The following is a 23,513-nucleotide window of genomic DNA, read 5'->3' as shown; positions in this document are numbered from 1 at the left end:
GGTAGTTCAGTTGGTTAGAATACCGGCCTGTCACGCCGGGGGTCGCGGGTTCGAGTCCCGTCCACTCCGCCACTTATATTAAGCCTCAGTCGAAAGACTGAGGCTTTTTTCGTTTTGGTTCCCCGACTTACCTTAAACCCACTTTCATATTGAAACCTTGCATCGAGAGGCAGGCTTCCCTCTGGCGATGCTTTCTAAGCCCTGTTATGAGTGAAGTGGAACTCAGTTTTGTGTGGTTTCTACTGAACCGGGTCCTAGTATCGAGCGCTAGTTCTCAGCCCTTATGCTTACTTACCAAAGCTTCCTTTATTATTACCTGGAAAATTTATTCACTAGGTTATGTTATTTTCGGGGGAGATTTCTCTGCTTTAGATGTTTTGATTTAGCCATAGGCGCTTATTAATATAAACTCAGCGCATTTAAAACTTTCCAAACATGGGTTTTGTTTTGTCGATCTATTTAAGCCAGTGTCTTAAAGTGTATTCGCTACTTCTTCCCTCTAACCCTCTCCAACCTACAAAGCCACCACTACATTCGTATAACGTGAGCGGTATAGGTGCTTTCATAGCTGTGTTTGCTGAGTAAGTCGTTCACCTAGCACATTGACTGAGGAAAAGTCTTCTTTCAGTGGACCTTCGTGTAAGTCACGATAGTTTTAATAATTATCTGGTACTTTTTATTCTAAAGGTGTACGCTTCACATCGAGTGTTTTTTCGACAGTAAATCATGTTATATCTCTTGTTTAAAAGCTTTGTAAGAAGGCTGAACTCCGTGCAAAAAACGCGATGAAGTGTTGCTCGGAGTCTTAAATTAATCTTCATCAGGTGTTTTATGTGTGGGTAGCTTCGCTGAAGTTATACGCAGGAGCTTGTACACCTGATAAAAGAGAAGAGATGGCCGGTGATATTTCATCATCGGCCTTTTTGTATCTGTTAAGCAGCTACAAAGCATTACCCAGTATTGAAATAAGGGCCGGTATTGATCACCGGCCCTTTTTTATTTGGTTGAAAACATGAGTATTTTACAAGTTAAAAATTTGTCTTATCAGATAGCTGATAAGACGTTATACAACAACGTGACCTTTCGTATTAACGTGGGAGAGAAAATAGGTATCACCGGAGCGAATGGTGTTGGAAAAAGCACCTTATTGAAACTGCTTTTCGGTGAATTATCTGCAGATAAGGGCTGCATTGAATGGTTACCAAACCTTGAGGTGGGGTATTTAGAACAACATTTTAAGATCGATAATGTGCTGACAGTTCATGAGTGTTTAAAGGGCTCTTTTGAGAGTTTATACGCTGCAGAGCAAAAGCTTTGGACTTTGTATCATGCGATGACCGAGTCTCACTCTACATCTCTTTTAAGCCAAGTCGCTCGGCTACAGGCATATTTAGAAGATGAAGACTTCTATGCAATTAATACCAAAATTGAACGAGTTGCTGTAGGTCTTGGTATTTATCAATTTGGCTTAGATACACCGCTTATCTCGCTAAGTGGCGGTCAAAGGCACAAAGTCCTTTTAGGCAGGTTGTTACTTCGCAACCCCGATGTGTTAATTCTTGATGAGCCGACAAACTATCTTGATGCTCCGCACATTGAATGGCTAGTCACGTTTCTCAATGATTACATTGGTACCGTTTTACTGGTTTCTCATGATGTTGATTTTCTTAATCAAGTAGCGACCAGTATTTGTGATATTGATTATCAAACGGTTCGAAAATACAGCGGTACTTATGTCAAAGCAATGCAGCAAAAGCAGCACGACGGTGCTTTATTAGAAAAGCAATATAAGGCTCAGCAAAGTGAAATTCGAAAGTTAGAGAAATTTATTGCCCAAAATGGTGCAGGAGTTAACGCCAGTCTTGCTAAAGGGCGTAAGAAGAGACTGGATAAAATCGAACGTATTCAACTGAATCATGTAGAGAAAGTATCGACGTTTGACTTTGCTTACCAGCCCATTGAGCAACCGAATGTGGTTGAGGCAAAAGCGTTGATGATCGGTTATCAGCAGCCTCTGCTTCCAGTATTTGATATCACGTTAGCGCGCGGGGAAAAGTTGGTTGTTGCTGGCTTTAACGGCGTGGGTAAGTCGACCTTACTTAAAACCCTGATGGGGAAGATCGAGCCACTCTCTGGTGAGGTGGTATTGGCAAAAGGTGCAATGATTGGTTATTTTTCTCAAGATTTGTCTTGGCGCCATCCTCAGAACACGCCTGAACAGGAGCTGTGCTCTTGTGCGCCAACAATCTCAAGCAAAGAGTCACGCAAGCTATTAGCTCGCTTTGGGATCACGGGGGATAAGACGCAGCGCCACTTAGATACATTGAGCGGTGGTGAGCAAACTCGGGTGAAACTGTGTTGTTTATCGGTTCAGAAATGCAATGTTTTGCTGTTGGACGAACCAACAACACATTTGGATAGCAGCAGCAAAAATGCGCTTAAAGAGGCTCTCCAGCGCTTTTCCGGTAGCGTGATTGTAGTATCTCATGAGAAGGCATTTTTGCAATCTTGGCCTGATAGAGTTTTAGATATTTCGTTGCTCACTTGTGCTGAATCGGAAACAGAACAGGAGGTGGAGCTATGATGCAGTCCATGATCCTATTTCTCGTTGCTTTTCTTGTTGGTGCTGATGAGTTGATGCTTGGATCTATTCTTGAACCTATCGGAAATGATTTAAGTGTTCAACCGAGTCAGGTGACCTTATTTATTACGGCATATAGTTTAGCCATAGCAATTTGCGCTCCTTACTTGGGCCGTTTATCAGACCGAGTTGGGCGTATTCGTATCATGGTGCCTGCTTGCTTTGTATTTGGGGTTGCGTCTATTACGACGGGCATAGTTCATGATTTTGAACTTGCTATTGCAACTCGTGTGATCACTGGTATTGCAAGTGCAGGCATGTTACCAATTGCATTCGCGTTAGCGGGAGACGCGAAGGGTAATAGAGCGATGCGTCAAATTGTGATGGTTCAGGCGGGATTAACGCTAGGTATGATAACTAGTCCGGCGATCGGAGCATTGTTGACCCAGCTTTTATCATGGCGTACCGCTTTTATTATTTTGGGCGTGGCGGCTCTTTTTGTCGGTGCCATGAGCGTAGTGTCCATGAACAACAAGCATAATGAGTCCAAGAAGTCAGATACTCTGCCACCTATCACAGACGTCATTCATCTTCCAGGCGCGTTGAGGGCGATTCTAGCGATGTGTTTAGGCCTAGGGGGAGGTATTGGTGTATTTAACCTGATAGGCCTTCATATTCGAGATACCAGCGAGTTGGCGCTCGGTTGGGTGGGCGCTATTTATGCTGCTCTAGGGATCGTGAGTGTGGTTGGAAATATGTGCGTGGGGAGAGCTTGCCGTTGGCTTGGTAGCTCTCGAGCTGTTATGCGAGTGGCTTTAATGGTGTGCATACCTTGCAGTGCATGGGTGTTCTCAAGTGAGATGAGTACGGTTACCGCTTATCTTCCAGCTCTAGTGCTCTGGTCTCTTGCTGGAGGGGTTGGTTCTCCAGCATTACAAGCACATATAACAAACTTATCTGATGAATATCGAGGTGTGTTGATGTCTTCTGGAATGAGTATGATGCACTTTGGTGTCGCGATTTGGTCTGCCTTGGCGGGCTTCGCGTATTCTGTAGGCAATGAATGTGTCGCTGTCGTGGCTTTGCTATTGTTTGGCTCAGCAGTGGTTATCTTAAAGCCAGTTGGTAATACTGCACAAAGTGAGCGTTATTCGTAGTGTTTTAGTAGATAAAGAAAAGCCGTTACCTAAAAAGGTAACGGCTTGTTCCAAATACTTTTTGAAAAACGGTCTTAGTTCATGCCGTATTTCTTAAGTTTCTTGCGAAGAGTACCGCGGTTGATACCCATCATAGTTGCTGCGCGAGTTTGGTTACCGCGAGTGTACTGCATGATAGTATCTAGTAGTGGCTGTTCAACTTCAGCTAGAACTAATTCGTATAGTTCTGTTACTTCCTGGCCGTTTAGTTGAGCAAGGTAGTTTTTAAGAGACGCTTTAACAGAGTCACGTAAAGGCTTCTGAGTAATCTGGTCTTGTGACGTTACTGTAGTTACTGTTAATGCTTCTGAAGTCAGATTTTGTTCGAACATATTCGGTCTAGCTCTTCTCTTAATTATGATGCAACGTTATCAAAATAACCTTCTAACGCCTCAATTTGCAGCGGAGCTGCGTCGATAGCGTTGAAGGTACGGCGAAACTCACTTGCCTGTTCATGCTCTTTCAGGTACCACCCAACGTGCTTGCGCGCGGTACGTGGACCTAAGAACTCCCCATAAAACTCATGCAGAGCATTTACATGACCAAGCATAATGGTTTTCACTTCCTCAGTTGGAAGCTCCTCCATTGTGGTGCCGTTTTCCAAATAGTGATGGATTTCCTGGAAAATCCAAGGACGACCCTGGGCAGGGCGTCCAATCATTAAAGCGTCCGCACCGGTGTACTCCAGTACAAATTTGGCTTTCTCCGGGCTATCGATATCACCGTTCGCGATAACCGGAATTGAAATCGCCTCTTTTACCGCTTTAATGCTGTCATATTCGGCCTCACCTTTGTACATACATGCTTTCGTTCTGCCATGCAGAGCAAGAGCTTGTATGCCGCAGTTTTCGGCTAATTTAGCGATCTGGACACAGTTCTTGTTGTCTGTATCCCAGCCAGTTCGAGTCTTTAACGTTACAGGAACGTCCACTGCATTCACGACCGCTTTCAAAATCTCTTCGATAATGTTTGGGTATTGAAGCAGAGCAGAGCCCGCTAGCTTCTTATTCACTTTTTTTGCCGGGCAGCCCATGTTGATGTCGATGATTTGTGCACCGTTCTCAACACTGAATTGAGCTGCGTCCGCCATAAGCTGTGGATCGGAACCCGCAATCTGTACAGAGCGAATGCCCGATTCGCCCTCGTGTACCATGCGCTGTTTCGACTTTGACGTTCCCCATAGTTTTGGGTTAGCAGACATCATTTCACTGACGGCCATTCCCGCACCATAGCGAAGACACAACTCGCGAAACGGTCTATCCGTTACACCAGCCATAGGGGCTACGATTAGATTGTTCTTAAGTTGATAGTTTCCGATTTTCAAAACGTCATCACAGTTCTGTACCAGCAAGGGCGCGCATTTTACGCATTTTTTCACTGCGTGAAAAGACTAATATTTGAGCATTTACAAATTGTTTTTGTAAATTGTATGAATTTCAAACAATTAGCTCTGAAAACCTTGTCTAGCCTTGCTTACGACCAGAGATGCGACACCATTCACTTTGCTCAACAATCGGGTCAATGTGAAGCTCGTCACGGTAATAGTTCGCAACATCTTCAGCTTGAGTGTCTAATACGCCAGACATTGCAAGGTCGCCATTTGGCTTAACTAGCCCTTTGATGATAGGTGCAAGTTCACGTAAAGGTCCTGCAAGGATGTTGGCCACAACGACGTCAGCGACGAGACCTTCAGGTTGATTTTGCGGTAAGTAAACTTCTAGTTTGTCTGCAACGCCATTACGCTCAGCATTGTCTTTTGAAGCAAGCAGGGCTTGAGGATCAATGTCGATCCCTATCACTTTTTCAGCGCCCAGTTTGATTGCTGCGATCGCAAGAATACCTGAGCCACAACCGAAGTCGATAACGGTCTTACCGCTTAAGTCCATGCTTTCTAGCCACTCAAGACAAAGTGCTGTTGTAGGGTGAGTACCCGTACCGAATGCAAGGCCTGGATCCAACATAACATTAACAGCGTCAGGATCTGGAATGTCGCGCCAGCTTGGACAAATCCATAGGCGTTCACCAAATTTCATTGGGTGGAAGTTTTCCATCCATTCGCGTTCCCAGTCTTTATCTTCAAGCTGTTCTACTTTGTAAGCAAAATTGTCAGCCAGCATATTGCTCGCTTTAATTTGGTCGATGATGAAGTTAGTGTCTGCTTCTGCATCATACAGTGCCAGAATATCAGTATCGCCCCATAAGCGAGTTTCGCCAGGTAGAGGTTCGAATACAGGTGTATCCTGCGCGTCTAAGAATGTAACAGACAGCGCGCCAGTCTCTTCCATTAGCATATCGCCGATTTGCTCAGCGTTTTCATTGGTCGCGTTGAGTTTGATTTGAATCCAAGGCATTGGTTTTTGCTCTTAAAGTGAATGAAGTGGCGCAGAGTTTACCAGAACTCTACGATTTGTTTGAGTATATACCCAAATAAGCCGATTTATATGTTGAGCCGTTCGCGTACATATAAAACAAAAATGCCCACGGGAGTGGGCATTTTTTAAGACGTTTGCTTAGGCTTATTGTAAGCCAAGCTTCTTCTCTAGGTAGTGGATGTTTGCACCACCGTGTTGGAAGTTTTCGTCATTCATAATGGAGAATTGCAGTGGCACGTTAGTTTTGATGCCTTCGATGATCATCTCACCCAGTGCGTTTTTCATACGTGCAATCGCTACATCACGGTTCTCACCGTAAGTGATCAGTTTACCAATCATTGAATCGTAATGAGGTGGAACTGTGTAGCCTGTGTAGATATGAGATTCCCAACGTACACCCATACCGCCAGGAGCGTGGAAACGCTCGATCTTACCCGGAGATGGTAGGAAGCGCTCAGGGTCTTCTGCGTTGATACGACACTCAATCGCATGGCCACGGATCTTAATATCATCTTGAGTGAATGACAGAGGCTGACCCGCTGCAACACGAAGCTGTTCTTTGATTAGGTCGATGCCAGTAACCATCTCTGTTACTGGGTGCTCTACCTGAATACGAGTGTTCATTTCGATGAAGTAGAACTCACCGTTCTCGTATAGGAATTCAAACGTACCTGCGCCGCGGTAACCGATCTCGATACATGCACGAGTACAGCGTTCACCGATGTACTTACGCATTTCTTCGGTGATACCAGGTGCTGGAGCTTCTTCCACTACTTTTTGGTGACGACGTTGCATTGAACAGTCACGCTCACCAAGGTGGATTGCGCCGCCTTGACCGTCAGCAATAACCTGAACTTCAACGTGACGAGGGTTTTCTAGGAATTTCTCCATGTAAACCATGTCATTGTTGAACGCCGCTTTTGCTTCAGCACGTGTCATTGCAATGGCTTGGATAAGGTCTTTCTCTGCGCGAACAACACGCATACCACGACCGCCGCCGCCGCCAGATGCTTTGATGATTACTGGGTAACCAATGCGCTTAGCAAATGCTTTGTTTTTCTCTTCGTCATTGTCTAGAGGGCCGTCAGAACCCGGTACACAAGGAACGCCTGCTTTCTTCATTGCATTGATAGCAGATACTTTATCGCCCATTAGGCGGATAGTGTCTGCCTTTGGACCAACGAAGATGAAACCACTGCGCTCAACTTGCTCTGCGAAGTCTGCGTTTTCAGACAGGAAGCCGTAACCTGGGTGGATAGCCACAGCACCAGTCACTTCTGCTGCAGAAATGATGCGTGGAATGTTTAGGTAGCTGTCGATACCACGAGCAGGGCCGATACATACGGTTTCGTCTGCGAGTAGTACGTGCTTAAGATCGCGGTCCGCTGTTGAGTGAACAGCGACGGTCTTAATACCTAATTCTTTACAAGCGCGAAGAATACGAAGTGCAATTTCACCTCGGTTCGCGATGACTACTTTGTCTAGCATAAGGCAAGCCCCGCTTATTCGATTACAACAAGAGGTTGGTCGAATTCAACTGGTTGGCCGTCTTCAGCTAGGATTGCTGTAACAACGCCAGATTTGTCCGCTTCGATTTGGTTCATCATTTTCATTGCTTCAACAATACATAGAGTATCGCCAGCATTTACTTTCTGACCCACTTCTACGAATGCTTTAGAGTCTGGGCTTGGAGAGCGGTAGAAAGTACCAACCATTGGAGAAAGAACTTGGTGACCTGCAGGTGTTGCTGCTGGAGCTTCTGCTGCTGGCGCTTCCGCTACTGGTGCCGCTGCTACTGGAGCAGGTGCCGCCGCTGGAGCTGCTGCGTAGTGAATTGGTGCTTGAGGGGCTGCAGTGCCATGACGGCTGATGCGCACTGACTCTTCACCTTCAGAGATCTCTAGCTCAGCAATGCCAGACTCTTCAACTAACTCAATTAGCTTCTTGATTTTACGAATATCCATCTTTTCTTTCTCTTTTATCTTGTGATTAAGACAACCCTCGTAGGGTTGCAGAGTGTTAGGGTTACTTTGCCTGTAGCTTATTGATCGCTGCAGACAGAGCAAATTCATAACCTTGTGCGCCTAAACCGCAAATCACACCCTCTGCTTTATCTGACAGATAAGAGTGATGACGGAATGGTTCACGTGCGTGCACATTTGATAAGTGCACCTCAATAAATGGGATGGCGACGCCAAGTAATGCATCTCGCAGCGCCACACTAGTATGAGTGAAAGCCGCTGGATTGATGATGATGAAGTCAATCTTGCCATAGGCAGCGTGAATGGCTTCAATCAGTTCGTACTCACGATTTGATTGTAGGTGTTCCAGTTCTACCCCAGCGTTATGGGCTTGCTCTGTAAGAGTATCCACAACTTGAGCTAAGGTACTGTGACCATAGTGTGTCGGTTCGCGCAGACCCAATAGATTAAGATTTGGTCCGTTTAGAACAAGAATCCGTGACTTTGCAGACATTGTGTTGCTATCTTCCCTTATCGTGAGTGGAACGTTTATATTCCCAAATATACGATAGTTCAGCACGATTTTTTTGTTAAAACCGAGCAAATTTTAAAAAATCGACCAAGATTATAGCTAATTCATAGCAATTAGCAGCAATTTACTGGTCTAATCTCCTAATAGCCACTCTCGTTTCTGTAACCAAGTTAACAAAAACAACATAATTGCCATATTTTTTGTGTGGCCAATTTGTGCACTAAAGCAAAAAACCGCCATGAGTGATGGCGGTTTTTAAAGTGCTTTTAAAACAGTTGGTTGAATTTATGCCAATTCTGCTTTCTCTGCGATAAGTTTATCTACAACGCTCGGATCGGCAAGCGTTGATGTGTCTCCGAGGTTGCTGGTATCACCCGTTGCAATTTTACGCAGGATTCGACGCATGATCTTACCAGAACGAGTCTTCGGTAAGGAATCCGTCCAGTGCAGTACATCTGGTGTTGCAATTGGACCAATCTCTTTACGCACCCAATCTTTCACTTCTTTGTGCAGCTCAGCTGACGGGAATTCACCATCGTTCAATGTAATGTAAGCGTAGATAGCTTGGCCTTTGATGTCATGTGGAATACCAACAATCGCCGCTTCTGCAATCTTGTGGTGCGCCACTAGCGCTGATTCAATTTCAGCGGTACCCATACGGTGACCCGACACGTTTAGTACGTCATCAACACGGCCAGTGATCCAGTAGTAGCCGTCTTCGTCACGACGAGCACCATCACTAGTAAAGTACATTCCCTTGAAGGTTGAGAAGTAGGTCTGTTCAAAGCGTTCGTGGTCGCCATAAACAGTACGCATCTGACCTGGCCATGAATCAAGGATCACCAAGTTACCTTCTGCTGTGGTTTCTTCAATGATGTTGCCCATGTTATCAACCAGTGCAGGTTGGACTCCGAAGAATGGTCGAGTTGCTGAGCCTGGTTTTAAGTCTGTTGCGCCTGGTAGTGGTGCAATTAAGATACCGCCGGTCTCTGTTTGCCACCAAGTATCAACGATAGGCGAGCTCTCGTTACCAATCGTTTTGTAGTACCACTCCCACGCTTCAGGGTTGATAGGCTCACCTACTGAACCCATTACACGTAAGCTTGAACGTGATGTCCCTGCTACCGCTTCGTTACCTTTTGCCATTAGTGCACGAATAGCGGTTGGCGCAGTGTAGAGAATGTTCACTTGGTGCTTATCAACCACTTCACTCATACGAGCCGTGCTTGGGTAGTTTGGAACACCTTCAAACAGAATGGTTTTGGCCCCGTTCGCTAGTGGACCATAAATTAGGTAAGTATGGCCTGTAATCCAGCCCACATCCGCGGTACACCAGAAGGTTTCACCTGGTTGATAATCGAAGACATATTTAAAGGTCATTGCCGCGTAGACGAGGTAACCGCCTGTAGTATGTAGTACGCCTTTAGGTTTACCTGTCGAGCCAGATGTGTAGAGGATGAACAGCGGGTCTTCGGCTTTCATCTCTTCTGGTGGGCAAACGTCAGAAACGTTGGCTGTTGCTTCGTGCCACCAAACATCACGGTGTTCATGCCATTCAACATCACCACCTGTACGTTTAAGCACGACGACTTTATTGATGGTTTTTACGTCTGGGTTGGTTAGTGCTTCATCCACGTTCTTTTTCAGTGGAACAGCGCGTCCGCCACGTACGCCTTCGTCAGCGGTGATCACGACTTTAGCGTCAGAGTCGATGATACGGCCGGATAGTGCTTCTGGTGAGAAACCGCCAAATACTACGGTGTGAACCGCACCAATACGGGTACAAGCGAGCATCGCCACTGCGGCTTCTGGCACCATTGGCATGTATAGACACACCACGTCGCCCTTGCGTACGCCTTGCTCTTTCAATGCGTTGGAGAATTTACACACTTCTTTGTGCAGTTCGTTGAAAGTGAGTGTTTTGTCGTCGGCTGGATCATCGCCTTCCCAAATGATGGCGACGTCGTCCCCGTGTTCTGCAAGATGACGGTCAATACAGTTAGCCGAGACGTTCAGTGTGCCATCTTCAAACCAGCGAATATCAACATGGCCAGTGTCGAAAGAAGTGCTTTTTACTTTGGTGAAAGGTTTGATCCAATCAACGATTTTGCCGTGCTCGCTCCAGAAGCCCTCTGGATCGGTTACCGACTGCTGATACATGGCTAAGTAAGTATCATTATCCGCGTGTGTATGAGTTTTAATATTTTCTTTTACCGGATAAACGTGGGCTTCGCTCATGGCTTCTCTCCTTGTGCCTTATTTCTCGGCCTTACACCAATCTAGATAAGATTTTGAATATATTTTTGTAGGGCTGTTTTTTGGTTCTAAATAACTTGGTCGTGGTAATGACGACGTTGTGCTTATAACTGTCAGTCACCGCGCGTATTTCCACAATTAGACTTTAGGATGAGAGTGATGGAAGCGCCGGGAAATCGCTGAAACAAAAGTATTTCTGGGAGCTAGGTCAACTGATTTTTATGTATACGGCGCGGTTAGGTTGGGTAAATCGCCTTTCGTTAAGCGGACAAAGACCAAAGCGGCAGAAATCGCGTCTTGCAAGGCGTCGTGTTTGTCTTGGATAGGAAGTTCGAGGTGTTTACAAATGGCATCCAGACTTAAGTCGAAATAGGCATTCGGCAAATGTCGTTCCAACTTATCGTGATAAATCTGACTGACCTCGATGAGTGGGTTAGGAAGTGGGAAGCCAAGTTGCCTCAGACAAGCAAGGTCTAAGATCTTTTTATCGTAACGAATGTGATAGCCCACAAGTGGTCGGTTGCCGATAAAGTCGAGCAGCTCGAGCAGCGCCTCTTTTTCACTGATGCCATCGACTAAGTCTTGGTGGCGAATTCGATGGATCTTGACTGAGCCAGAGTCGAGCGATTGCGGCGCGCGTAAGCGGACTTCAAATGGTTGACTGGTGATGATACGGTTGTCGATGATCTTGGTGGCTGCAATAGTCACCAGCTCGGCGCGATTTGGGTCAAGGCTGGTGGTTTCGCAGTCAAGAGAGACATATTCTGTTTTATCTGGCGTGCAAAACAGCGACTGATAAGGCGAACCTTTCAATTTGTAGTACCAGTATTTGCGTTGTAACCAGTTCATTGCTTACGCCTCTGTGATTTATGAAAATCAGGGTTAATCACGAATTTGATAATGGAAGCCTAAAAATTGCTTAAATTTCTTCACCACATGTAAGCTGTGGCGAAGCAAATCACGCTCAGTTCTATCCAGTTGTTTAATATCAATGTTATTCAACGCTTCTTGCTTTTTGAGTTGCTGATTAAGGCGAAGTTTAAAGAACAATTTCAGTGCTTCGTTGAGATTATCTGCCGTTTCGGATTCTAAGATGCGCTTATTTCTCAGAGCTTCAATGCGCTCAAACGTGTTCTTCTCCTCAATGGCATATTCCAAAGACAAGGTGCGAATGCCGTGTACAATTGGGAAAATACCGCCGCGTTTAATGTCCAATCCGTCTTTAGCACTTTTTACGTTGCCAAATAGAGTTAGGGGCACAGAAAACTGCAAGGCAGGGCGAGTAAAATCAGACAATATCAACATGCGATCTTTCATTGTGTCACGAAGATGCGCCGCAATTGGAGCCAGCAGCTCGCAATTCCCAGCAACAGCATGGGCGTCACTGAAAATGGCTAAGTCCATGATTTGTTCTGGTTCGGCTTTAGCTATCCAGTGGTTTAGGGTGCTTATCCATTCTTGCTGTGTTTTGACCCACTTCGGGTTGTTAACCATCACTTTGCCAGGGCAAAGTGGATAACCGAGCTGTTGTAGGGTGTGTGTGAAGGATTGCATCACTTGTTCGCAATGAGGCCATTCCAGACCATCTTGAATAATCAGGCCATTGTCTTGATCGGTTTTGAGAATTTGCTCTCCTCGGCCTTCAGAGCCGAGTACGATCAAGCAACAATGGTCGTGCAAGGCTGGTGGTATCACTAACTCGAACGCTTTCTCGATAATTTGCTCGTTTACGGCTGAGATAAGCTCCATGATGAAGCGAGTGCGGATGCCGTTTTTCAATAAGCTCTCGACCAATTGACGTTGGCGGTTTGAGGCCAAAGCGAGCTCTTCCACGCTGCTTGCTCGAGCAATACTGAGCGTTAACACGTGAGAGTGGGTTGAGAACGCGCTGAGAATTTGGGTCATATCCAGCATGCCGACGGCTCGGTTGCCTTCACATACCATGAGGCGTTTCATTCTATTTCTGGTCATTGTGATCATGGCGTTGAATAGAAAGTCACCATCATCAACGTGATAAACAGGAAAGCTCGCGATCTCACCCACTGGTGTGTCGAGCGCGCAACCATCTATCATCACAGAATGCAGCATATTAGTACGAGTCACTATTGCGTACGGGTGGGCTGATGGCCATTTTTCCAATCGTGGATCATCGCCATGGAGTTGAACCAATGCAGCGTCAATCCCATTTTCTTTTAAGGAACGTGTTACCTCGTTAATTGGTGTATTTGATTCAAGAATCATCGGTGGGTGATAAATGCTGCGGTCAACTTTAGTGAGAATAAACTCCGCTAAGTTTTGCTGTTGATGGGCCGCTTCGATGAGCTCTTGCCGTTTCGATAAATTGTTATCGAAATAGGCTGCAAACTGGCCATTTTCGTTGTAAAGGGCAAGGAAAACTTCTTTCGGCAGTAGGTAAGAGAGCGTGTCCTCAAGCGCGATGTAGTGATGACGTACCTTGTCTTCAAGTAACGAGCGTACATCGAACATATCGTCGTTGGCATAATGTGCGAACACTTCCTGTTGATCGTTGGAGCGCTCTTCTACCGCGCCTTTGATCAGAATATGTAAGTGGGGGTTCTTCTGTCCGCAGGATAAAATAACATCTCGAGCTCGATAGTAGGCGACGTCCAGAGACGATCGCAGTCGCGTTTGTTGTGCTTCAGTTAAGCGATCGAACGGTGGAGATTGCATGTTAAATTTGTCAGGCATGAGAACACCCAATAATGATGGAAGGAACACTCTCTAAGTCTGACAAATTTCTTACCGGAAGCCAGACGACTTTGGTCTAAATTACGATGTTTTCGCTTGAAGATGCCAAATGTCGCAAAGTTAGTATTCCATCGAGGAAACGATAAGTTTCTTATTCTTCCCTTTTTATAATACGCATGGCGATCCATAATTCCCGGCTCGAACGTTGGTGTTCCCGTTTTAGGATATTAGTAATGTTGAAACCTTCTCCGTATGGCTGGATTTCCCAGTACTTTCTCGGATTCTTCTTTGCGTATGGCGTGTATCTGCCATTTTGGTCACTTTGGTTTAAGGATCAGGGCGTATCTTCGACAGATATCGGTTTGCTGGTCGGGTTAGGCCTTGCGACACGTTGTGTTGCCAATATCGTGATCACCCCACGAGTACACAAAGTCGAACATCTTATGCCTGCTTTACGTTGGTTGAGTTTCGCTGCCCTCCTTTTTGTTGGATTTCACTTTTTTACGGGTGGTAGCTTTTGGTTAATGGCACTAGCGACAGTGTTGTTCAATCTTTGTTGTGGACCGATTATTCCGTTGTCGGACGCGATGGCAAATTACTACGCTCGCCTGAAAATGCTCGATTATGGCCGCACGCGGCTATGGGGTTCGATCGCCTTTATCGCAGGCTCGACGGCAGTGGGCTACCTGGTGGCTGAATTTGGCTCCGATATGATCTTGTACACTGCGATGTTCGGCGTGTTTATCTCGTTGCTGTTTGCTATGCGACCGACTAACCCAATGCCTGTAACGCACGGTGGGCAAAGCGCAGAACGTCCAAAGCTGACCGCTCTTTTGACCGACAAGCCGATACTAAAATTCTTAGTGTTGGTGTCACTAATTCAGGGCAGTCATGCGGCTTACTACGGCTTTAGTGCGATTCACTGGAAGGCCGCTGGTCACTCGGAAGATGTCATTGGCTACTTATGGAGCTTGGGGGTGGCCGCAGAAGTGGCAGTGTTTGCACTGAGTAAGCGTTTATTCGTAGGTTGGTCAATACGCGCGCTGTTTATTGCTGCAGCCGTTGGTGTAATGATGCGTTGGGGTATTACGGCGTCGACAACATCAATTATTGCTTTGGTGATTGTTCAACTATTGCATGGTGTGACTTTCGCTACCGCACACATTGCCGCGATCCAATATATCCAAAACTCCGAAGAAAATAAGATCGTAGCGTTGCAAGCGTTGTATAACGCGATTCCGTTGGGCGCATTTATCGCGTTAATGACCGTATTGAGTGGCTGGGGTTATGAGCACTGGGGACCGCTTGTGTTCTGGGGCATGGCCGCGATGGGGTTATTGGCTCTGTTCATCAAGCTTGATTCGCAAGACCCACATCAGGTGGTTGATGTATCAGACAAGCCACTTGAAACACAGAATTAGACTTATGTAACAAAGGTTAAAAACTAAGCTTTGTCTCCGTTATCAAAGCAGTGTTAAATGAAACCTCTCCCTCATGGAGAGGTTTTTTTATTCTCTTGCTTTAAAAGTAGCAAGAAAGGCAAGAAAGGATATCGGATGCAAGGATGGCTGGTGGTTCCCGTTTCTTTAGCGTATTTGGGAGCTTTATTTATCATCGCGTGGTACGGCGACATTCAGAAAAGGTGGCTAGCACGCTGGCGGCCTTGGATTTATAGCCTTTCCATTGCGGTGTACTGTACATCATGGACCTTCTACGGCACGGTCGGGCAGGCCAGCAGTAATCCTTGGTCTTTCTTGCCCATCTATATTGCTCCCATTTTAGTGTTTACCATCGGATGGCGCGTTTTAGCTCGGCTTATTTTGATTGCTAAACGGGAACACATCACGTCGATTGCTGACTTTATCGGAGCACGCTACGGTAAATCCCAAGGTTTGGCCGTGGTTGTTACGCTCATAGCGGTTGCGGGAATTTTGCCGTACATCGCTTTACAGCTGCGTGGTATCACTATGGGGCTTGAAATCATTGCTCCAGAGCTGGCTACTGATTTTGGTTATCAAAATGATAGCGTGTCGTGGTTTGTTGTGGTCGCATTGGCGATTTTTACGATGCTATTCGGTACCCGCCACATTGATAACACGGAACACCATCGTGGGATGATGATGGCAATTGCCTTCGAATCCATTATCAAACTGCTGGCTTTTTTAGTGGTCGGTGTCTTCATTGTTTGGTTGGCGATGAACACCGAGAGTTTGAGCTTAATTGATGTTGCCGCACAGACGTATCAGTCACCAAATATCCCGACTATATTGATTCATACTGTACTCACCATGCTGGCGATCGTATGCCTTCCGCGACAATTCCATACGATGGTAGTGGAAAATGAACGTGCTCAAGATTTGCATGTGGCTCGTTGGTTGTTCCCCATTTATCTGATCTTAATGGGGATTTTTGTTTTACCTATTGCGTGGGTAGGGCAAGGTCTCTTGAGTGGCGCTTCGCCTGATACTTATGTCATCAGTGTGCCGATGTCGGTAGGGGCGAGTGAAATCGCCTTACTTGCGTTTCTAGGCGGTACTTCAGCGGCAAGTGGCATGGTTATCGTATCGACGATTGCTTTAGCGATCATGGTCTCGAATGACTTGGTTATGCCATTGCTATTGCGTCGCATGCGACTGACGCAGCGTAACCATCATCATTTTTCTGAATTATTACTGCGGATCCGCCGTGGTTTGATTTTAGTTTTGTTGATTGGCGCGTGGTGTTTCTATCAAGCGTTGGACACCATTCATTCACTTTCTGCTATCGGCTTTCTCTCGTTCGCGGCTATCACGCAATTCGCTCCTGCGCTGGTTGGCGGTATGTATTGGCGTCAAGGGAATAAGAAAGGTGTGTATGTCGGCCTCGCGGTGGGTTTTGCTACCTGGCTGATTACGTTAATGAGCCAAACAGACATGCTTGCCGGAGACGCCAGCAATAACTTCCTGATCTGGTTGATTACGCCACCAGAGGTATTGGCTAGTTTTGATATCGCGATTTCAGATTGGGGGATGATCCTCAGTGTGGTCGCTAATGCAGTGTGTTTTGTTGTGGTTTCTATGGCTACCCGACCAAGCCTAAGTGAGCGCTTACAATCGGCATCATTCGTTGGTACACCGTTGCCTGAAAGCGAAAATATGAGTCTGTACCAGAGCCGCGTTACGGTTGCAGAACTGGAAATGCTAGCGTCCAGATTTGTAGGACGAACGCGAGTTAAAGCGGCGTTTCAAGCCTACTGGAGCCAGCAACGAGAAGAGTTGATGCCGAATCAACAAGCGCCATCTTCTCTGATTCGGCATACGGAGCGTGTGCTAGCAGGGGTATTTGGTGCATCTTCTGCTAAGTTAGTACTTACTTCCGCTCTGCAAGGTAGAAACATGCAGCTTGAAGAGGTGGCGACTATCGTCGATGAAGCCTCTGAACTGTACGATTTTAGTCGGGGTTTACTCCAAGGCGCGATTGAGCATATTGGACAAGGTATTGCGGTCGTCGATAAGCAACTACGCTTGGTAGCGTGGAACCAACGCTATTTAGAACTCTTTGAATTTCCGCCAGGCTTGATTCAAGTAGGTCGACCGATTGCGGATGTGATTCGGCACAATGCAGAGCAGGGGTTGTGTGGCCCTGGTGACCCTGATGACCACGTCCGTCGCCGTGTTTATCACCTTGAGCAAGGGACTCGGCACACCTCTTCTCGGGTTCGTCCCGATGGTCGCGTGATAGAGGTGCAAGGTAACCCAATGCCAGGTGGTGGCTTTGTGATGAGCTTTACCGACATCACCGTATTCCGTGATGCAGAGCAAGCACTGAAAGACGCCAACGAGACATTGGAAGAAAGGGTACGTCTGCGGACTCGAGAATTAGAACAACTTAACAAGCAGCTGGTGGAAGCGACGCAGCGCTCGGATTTGGAATCGAAGTCCAAATCACGGTTCTTGGCGGCAGTAAGTCATGACTTGATGCAACCGCTCAACGCGGCGCGTCTATTCGCATCTTCACTATCGGAAGTCGCCAAAGACAGTGAAGCCAAAAAGCTGTCAGCACACATTGAAAGTGCTTTAGAGGCTGCCGAAGACTTAATTGGAGATTTGCTGGATATCTCGCGTTTGGAATCGGGCAAGTTGGAAGTCAACGTGCATGGCTTTGCGTTAAATGATGTGTTATCGAATTTGAATGCTGAGTTTAGTGCGTTAGCCAAACAGCAAGGTATAGAGTTCACCATGATTCCGTCCTCACTCATGGTTAAGTCGGATCCCAAACTGCTGCGCCGTGTGGTGCAAAACTTCCTGACCAATGCGTTTCGTTATAACCCGAATGGCAAAGTCGCACTCGGTGTTCGCCGCGTGAAAGGGCGAGTGCGTATTGATGTATGGGATAATGGAGTGGGTATTGAAGAAGAGAAGCAGCAAGAGATTTTTGAAGAGTTTAATCGCGGAACTCAAGTTCGTTCCGACCAAGGTCTCGGACTTGGTTTGGCGATTTCGAAAGGAATTGCTCAGGTACTTGGGCATGAAATTTCGATGCGCTCTTGGGTTGGAAAAGGCAGTGTTTTTTCCATCACCCTAGATAAAGCTGATCATGTTCAGCCTCATCCAGTTCACGTGGCAATGAGTAAGCAATCTGAACTTGGTCATCTGAGAATCCTATGTGTCGATAATGAGCCTGACATTCTAGTCGGCATGGAAAACTTACTTTCCCGATGGGGCTGCGATACGCGAGTTGCGATTGATTTAGTTGAAAGTCTACAAGCGCTTGAGGATGGTTGGATTCCGGATGTAATTTTCTCCGATTACCGACTTGATGATGGTCGTACTGGTTTAGAAGTGCTACAGCAATGCCGCCTGAGATTAGGCCACAGCTTTGAAGGCGTCATCATCAGTGCAGATCGTACCGATGATATGCTTGATGGCATCCAAGCAAATGGGTTCAGCTTTATTGCTAAGCCAGTTAAGCCGCTTAAGCTGCGTTCGGTGCTCAATCGAGTCGCTTAGGATTGGAGTGTTTGAAAAATCGCTATAAAAGAGACCTCCGAATAGAGGTCTCGATATTTGTAATCTTAGTTGATAGGCTGAGTTTGCCGTTTATTCTGCGACGCCGCCTTGGGTCAGTTTGGCTGGATTAAGCAATCGCTCTAGTGTGGCTCTATCCAAATCAGTTTCTTCTTCCGCGACATCAATAATCGCGCGCCCCTGTTTGTAGGCTTTTTTCGCGACTTCTGCCGCTTTTAGGTAACCAATGACCGGGTTGAGAGCCGTGACCAAAATTGGGTTTTTGGCGAGTGCTACATCCAAGTTATCTTGGCGAACTTCAAACGTCGCAATGGCTTTGTCAGCTAAAGCGGTTGCGCTGTTAGAGAGTAACTCGATGCTCTCCAATACGTTATGAGCAATAACTGGCAACATGACGTTAAGCTGGAAGTTGCCCGCTTGGCCTGCGACGGTAATGGTGGTGTCATTACCAATGACTTGCGCTGATGCCATAGCTGCGGCTTCTGGGATCACAGGATTTACTTTGCCAGGCATGATGGAAGAACCCGGTTGCAAGCCTTGTAATTCAATTTCACCTAAACCAGCCAATGGGCCTGAATTCATCCAACGAAGATCGTTTGCGATCTTCATGATCGCAACTGCTGCTGTTTTGAGCTGTCCCGACAGAGCGACGATCGCATCTTGACTGCTTAAATTGAAAAAGAAGTTATCACTGGCCGTGAACTGAATGCGAGTTGACTGGGTTAGGTTGCTAGCGAATAAGTCTGCAAAGCGTGGATCGGCATTGATCCCCGTTCCAACCGCCGTACCACCTTGGGCTAAGGCTTTTACAGCAGGAAGTGTTTGTTCAATCGCTTGTTTTGCATGCTCGATTTGGAACTGCCAACCGCCAAGTTCTTGAGCAAAGGTAATTGGCATCGCGTCCATTAAGTGGGTGCGACCGGTTTTTACAACATCTTTCAATGCTTGCTGTTTAGACTCTAGTGTTTGGCTGAGGTGTGACAGGGCCGGGAAGAGCTGTTTTTCGATGGCTAATGCTGCGCTAACTTGAATGGCCGTTGGTACCACATCGTTGCTGCTTTGTCCCATATTGACGTGATCATTAGGGCTGACAGTGCCGCCTAGATGCTGGGAGGCCAGTGTTGCAATTACTTCATTCGCATTCATATTTGAGCTAGTGCCTGATCCGGTTTGAAATACGTCAATTGGGAATTGCTCAATATGATTGCCTTCGATAATTGCTTGAGCTGCGTCAGCAATCGCGTTGGCAATATCTCCTTCAAGCAGCCCTAGCTGTGCGTTGGTGAGTGCCGCAGTCTGCTTGATGTGTGCTAACGCTTTGATAAAACCAGATGGCATTTTATGTTGACTGAATGAGAAGTTATCGACGGCGCGTTGAGTCTGGGCTTGGTAGAGAGCATCTGCAGGGACAGTAACTTCGCCCATACTGTCAGTTTCTATGCGGAGTTCGGTGCTCATGGTAGGGATCCTTTTGGTTAATCGAGTGAGATTTGAATCAGGCGTAATTGTTGTTGTAGTGCGAGAAATTTCACGTCGCCTTGTTCAAACTGGTAGTAATAGCGTTTGAGACAGAATAATGGCGTATGGATAGAATCGAGACAGACACGACGGAAGATACGACTGCGAGTTGAGTCTTGAATTGCGTCTAGTAAATGGAAATAAACCTGACGTAAAAACAGCTCACACAACAATAGATTTTCTTCATCGGCATCGTGTTCATAACAGGAAGACAACACCATTCCCCAATGAATATAGTCATGAATCACGTCTGGCTCAAAGCCATGTGGTGCGGCGAGAAGGAATCTATCTTGGGCTTTAAAAAATGCGTTAAAGATGTCCCGTTTGTTGTCCATAACCACCTCTCATCAAATGTAATGATAATTATTATCAATTAAATTGTGAGTTGGCAACCCTTTTTAGAGTAAGAGGTTGTTGAAGAAAGACTTACTGAAACAAAAGCCGACGCAAAGGCGTCGGCTGAGTAGGAATTCATTTATGCTGAGTGAAACTAAGTCACTGTCGTTTGAATACCGGTGAATTAGCTTGTCGCCGTTATTCAGTAAATAAGGTTTCGTACTTCACAAATGCGGTTTGTGTTTCACCATAATATAGTGTGCCGCCTGATTGAATGACGACTCTTAACCAGCTTTCTGCAGATGCAGGCTTTGGTAAGGTGATGTACCAGCTTTGGCCTGCTTGATCTGCGGGCTTCATATCAATCGGTTGAGCGTTTTTCTCTTTGTCACTCACAATAGAAACTTTAACCCCTTCAAGTGGGTAAGCGGCGTTGAGTGACAATTCTAAGTTATTTTTAGTGAGTTTTTCAGAGCGAAATTTCACTTTAAAATCGCCATTTTCCATATCACACAGACCACTGGTGTAACGACAATTAGACTTACTCGCGAGTTTGTAAGTTTCCCCTTCTTGCGCCGCGTGGGGTTTCTCGCTGAGGGCCATATCGGTACCGAAGTAAGCGATCAAAGAGAGAACTGGCGCAATCAGTAGAGCGAGAATAAAGTGCTTGTTTTTGAACATCTTGGCTTCCTTGCAACGACATACTGCGAATATGGTAACTGAAAAGTGAGAATAAAAAAGCCCCGGACGGCTGGTTCCAAACGGGGCTTTTGTGGTTTTGATTAGTTTTTAGTGATCCACTGCACTACCAGCACCTACTGGCACGCGAACGTGTTCGACTAGGTCTTTTACTTCTTGTGGCGTTTCTGCTGTTACTTTGGATACAGCGAATGCGACGATGAAGTTAAATAGTGCGCCAATAGCACCAAACGCGTTTGGCTCAATACCCAGGAACCAGTTTGTTCCCCAGCTTTCTAGATATTTCCAATCAGCAACGAAAAGGATGCCTTTGTGTTGGAATACGTAGAACAGCGTAATACTGATACCCGCAATCATACCGGCGATTGCGCCTTCTTTGTTGATGCTCTTGCTGAAGATGCCCATCATCAATGCAGGGAAGATGGATGAAGCGGCAAGACCAAAGGCGAGTGCTACCGTACCTGCGGCAAATCCAGGCGGATTTAAACCGAGATAGCCTGCGGCTGCTATCGCTACTGCCATTGATATTCGACTAGCAAGTAGCTCTTTTTTCTCGGATATGTGCGGATTGATAACCCCTTTGATTAAGTCATGGGAAATAGCTGAAGAAATGGCGAGTAGTAAACCTGCTGCGGTAGATAGTGCAGCTGCAAGACCACCTGCTGCCACAAGTGCAATCACCCAGTTTGGTAGTTTAGCGATCTCTGGGTTAGCCAATACCATGATGTCGTTATCAACGCGCAGTTCGTTGGTGGACGCATCTGAAGTGTATTGGATATTGCCATCGCCATTTTTATCGTCAAAACCGAGTAGTCCAGTTGTTTCCCAGTTTTTGAACCACGCAGGACGCTCGTCATACGCTAGGTGCTGACCCGGAGCTGGATTTACCGTATTCATTAGGTTGAGACGAGCCATCGCTGATACCGCTGGTGCTGTAGTGTAAAGGATTGCGATGAAGATCAGAGCCCAGCCTGCTGATGTACGTGCGTCGCGAACCTTCGGCACGGTAAAGAAACGGATAATTACGTGTGGTAGACCGGCAGTACCAATCATCAGTGACATGGTGTAGACAAACATATTAAGTGTGTCGCCACGTACTTGGGTCGTGTATTCACTGAATCCGAGTTCGGTCACAACTTGGTCAAGCCGATCGAGTAGATAGACATCGGTACCAGCCATGGTACTCCCCAGACCAATTTGTGGGATTGGGTTACCAGTGAGTTGCAGAGAGATAAAGATTGCAGGGATAGTGTAAGCAAGAATGAGTACGCAATATTGAGCAATCTGCGTGTAAGTGATGCCTTTCATGCCGCCAAGAACCGCGTACATGAAAACGATACACATACCAATTAATAGGCCGGTGGAGTAATCCACTTCTAAGAAGCGACCAAACGCAACGCCCACGCCTTTCATCTGACCGATAACATAAGTCACTGATGCGATGATAAGACAAACAACCGCTACGATACGTGCTGTGTTGGAGTAAAAGCGTTCACCAACAAACTCTGGCACCGTAAACTTACCAAATTTGCGTAGGTAAGGCGCTAGCAACAGCGCAAGCAGAACGTAGCCACCAGTCCAACCCATTAGAAATACTGAGCCGCCATAGCCCATGAAGGCAATTAAGCCTGCCATTGAGATAAACGACGCTGCGGACATCCAATCGGCTGCGGTTGCCATACCGTTTGCAATCGGGTTTACACCGCCACCAGCAACATAAAACTCTTTGGTTGATCCGGCGCGAGCCCAAATAGCAATCCCGATGTACAGGATGAACGTGGCGCCAACGACCAGGTAGGTAATAGTTTTCAAATCCATCTGAGTGACTCCTTATTCGTCCACGCCGAATTCACGGTCAATTTGGCGCATCTTCCATGCGTAATAGAAAATAATTCCTAGGAAGGCATAGATGGAGCCTTGTTGAGCAAACCAGAAACCGAGTTTGTAGCCGCCTAGTTGAAATTGATTTAGTACGTCGACAAATAAAATGCCGCAGCCGAAAGACACGACGAACCAGATGACCATTAGGCCGATCATGAGCTTCACGTTTTTGTCCCAATAGGCTTTGGCTCTTTCTTCGCTTTCAAATGCCATTGCCGTCTCCTTACGATTGGTATTGTTGTTAATGAAATGTTTCAATATGTACATTAGCAAGGTGTTGGCAATAACTCTTTTCAACTTTAGTCGGGGTGTTAAAAATGAAGAATCTCCATGCTATGGGCTTTTGCAGCGAATAAAGGGGTAAAATGTTATGTTAATAAACTGTTAAGTTAGCCAAAGGTCTAAAGGTTGATTGGATAAACAAGCATGATTAAGACGGGCCATTAATCTTTTCTTCATTGAATTT

18 protein-coding genes are annotated in these 23,513 nt (G+C 46.2%); 4 read left to right on the top strand and 14 right to left on the bottom strand.

Translation table 11 applies throughout. The annotated features are described in order from the left end of the window. Positions 1-1,012 precede the first annotated feature (1,012 nt). Together R7Z77_RS19645 and R7Z77_RS19640 are read left to right on the top strand one after the other, a co-directional pair. Entirely contained in the window at positions 1,013-2,584 is a 1,572-nt protein-coding gene (locus R7Z77_RS19645; protein ID WP_054575314.1) for an ABC-F family ATP-binding cassette domain-containing protein, read from the top strand. Then, a complete protein-coding gene (locus R7Z77_RS19640) occupies positions 2,581-3,738 on the top strand; it encodes an MFS transporter (RefSeq protein WP_064354389.1) in 1,158 nt (385 codons plus the stop codon). The genes R7Z77_RS19645 and R7Z77_RS19640 overlap by 4 nt, the downstream gene beginning before the upstream one ends. A gap of 74 nt (positions 3,739-3,812) precedes the next feature. Here the strand turns inward: R7Z77_RS19640 and fis are convergent, their stop codons facing one another. From fis to R7Z77_RS19595, 9 genes are all read right to left on the bottom strand, one after another. Beyond that, a complete protein-coding gene (fis, locus tag R7Z77_RS19635; RefSeq protein ID WP_000462885.1) occupies positions 3,813-4,109 on the bottom strand; it encodes a DNA-binding transcriptional regulator Fis in 297 nt (98 codons plus the stop codon). A 23-nt stretch (positions 4,110-4,132) separates the two neighbouring features. After that, on the bottom strand, positions 4,133-5,101 hold the full coding sequence (gene dusB, locus R7Z77_RS19630) for a tRNA dihydrouridine synthase DusB (RefSeq protein WP_318136794.1): 969 nt from the start codon (positions 5,099-5,101) through the stop codon (positions 4,133-4,135). Positions 5,102-5,240: 139 nt separating this feature from the next. After that, on the bottom strand, positions 5,241-6,128 hold the full coding sequence (prmA, locus tag R7Z77_RS19625) for a 50S ribosomal protein L11 methyltransferase (protein WP_005382507.1): 888 nt from the start codon (positions 6,126-6,128) through the stop codon (positions 5,241-5,243). 165 nt (positions 6,129-6,293) lie between these two features. After that, positions 6,294-7,637: an acetyl-CoA carboxylase biotin carboxylase subunit gene (gene accC / locus R7Z77_RS19620; protein ID WP_005382509.1), complete on the bottom strand. Its 1,344-nt coding sequence runs from the start codon at positions 7,635-7,637 to the stop codon at positions 6,294-6,296. Between the two features lie 14 nt (positions 7,638-7,651). After that, positions 7,652-8,113: an acetyl-CoA carboxylase biotin carboxyl carrier protein gene (gene accB, locus R7Z77_RS19615; protein WP_005386355.1), complete on the bottom strand. Its 462-nt coding sequence runs from the start codon at positions 8,111-8,113 to the stop codon at positions 7,652-7,654. 61 nt (positions 8,114-8,174) lie between these two features. Then, positions 8,175-8,624, bottom strand: coding sequence for a type II 3-dehydroquinate dehydratase (gene aroQ, locus R7Z77_RS19610; protein WP_005382360.1), 450 nt, complete (start codon positions 8,622-8,624; stop codon positions 8,175-8,177). A 303-nt stretch (positions 8,625-8,927) separates the two neighbouring features. After that, positions 8,928-10,880, bottom strand: a complete 1,953-nt coding sequence (gene acs, locus R7Z77_RS19605; RefSeq protein ID WP_054577285.1) for an acetate--CoA ligase — start codon at positions 10,878-10,880, stop codon at positions 8,928-8,930. Positions 10,881-11,117: 237 nt separating this feature from the next. Further along, on the bottom strand, positions 11,118-11,747 hold the full coding sequence (locus R7Z77_RS19600; protein WP_025768818.1) for a 3'-5' exonuclease: 630 nt from the start codon (positions 11,745-11,747) through the stop codon (positions 11,118-11,120). A gap of 33 nt (positions 11,748-11,780) precedes the next feature. Continuing rightward, a complete protein-coding gene (locus tag R7Z77_RS19595) occupies positions 11,781-13,607 on the bottom strand; it encodes a DUF294 nucleotidyltransferase-like domain-containing protein (RefSeq protein ID WP_161441463.1) in 1,827 nt (608 codons plus the stop codon). Between the two features lie 233 nt (positions 13,608-13,840). Between R7Z77_RS19595 and R7Z77_RS19590 the strand changes: the two genes are divergently transcribed. Together R7Z77_RS19590 and R7Z77_RS19585 are read left to right on the top strand one after the other, a co-directional pair. Continuing rightward, positions 13,841-15,028: a 3-phenylpropionate MFS transporter gene (locus R7Z77_RS19590; protein WP_005382367.1), complete on the top strand. Its 1,188-nt coding sequence runs from the start codon at positions 13,841-13,843 to the stop codon at positions 15,026-15,028. Positions 15,029-15,163: 135 nt separating this feature from the next. Further along, complete coding sequence (locus R7Z77_RS19585; RefSeq protein WP_170890895.1) at positions 15,164-18,595, top strand: PAS-domain containing protein; 3,432 nt, start codon at positions 15,164-15,166, stop codon at positions 18,593-18,595. A 90-nt stretch (positions 18,596-18,685) separates the two neighbouring features. On the opposite strand, the gene R7Z77_RS19580 is transcribed toward R7Z77_RS19585, so the two are convergent. From R7Z77_RS19580 to R7Z77_RS19560, 5 genes are all read right to left on the bottom strand, one after another. Then, positions 18,686-20,071, bottom strand: coding sequence for a class II fumarate hydratase (locus R7Z77_RS19580; RefSeq protein WP_170890894.1), 1,386 nt, complete (start codon positions 20,069-20,071; stop codon positions 18,686-18,688). A gap of 17 nt (positions 20,072-20,088) precedes the next feature. Continuing rightward, complete coding sequence (locus R7Z77_RS19575) at positions 20,089-20,466, bottom strand: hypothetical protein (protein ID WP_005382370.1); 378 nt, start codon at positions 20,464-20,466, stop codon at positions 20,089-20,091. A 199-nt stretch (positions 20,467-20,665) separates the two neighbouring features. Further along, a complete protein-coding gene (locus tag R7Z77_RS19570) occupies positions 20,666-21,148 on the bottom strand; it encodes a hypothetical protein (RefSeq protein WP_005382371.1) in 483 nt (160 codons plus the stop codon). Positions 21,149-21,256: 108 nt separating this feature from the next. Next, positions 21,257-22,984: a sodium:solute symporter family protein gene (locus tag R7Z77_RS19565; RefSeq protein ID WP_170890893.1), complete on the bottom strand. Its 1,728-nt coding sequence runs from the start codon at positions 22,982-22,984 to the stop codon at positions 21,257-21,259. A 12-nt stretch (positions 22,985-22,996) separates the two neighbouring features. Beyond that, entirely contained in the window at positions 22,997-23,260 is a 264-nt protein-coding gene (locus R7Z77_RS19560) for a DUF4212 domain-containing protein (protein WP_005382373.1), read from the bottom strand. Positions 23,261-23,513 lie beyond the last annotated feature (253 nt).

The organism is Vibrio sp. 1401 (genome assembly GCF_033340295.1).
Note: the sequence above shows the minus strand (reverse complement) of the source record. Positions and strands in the feature narration are given on the sequence as shown.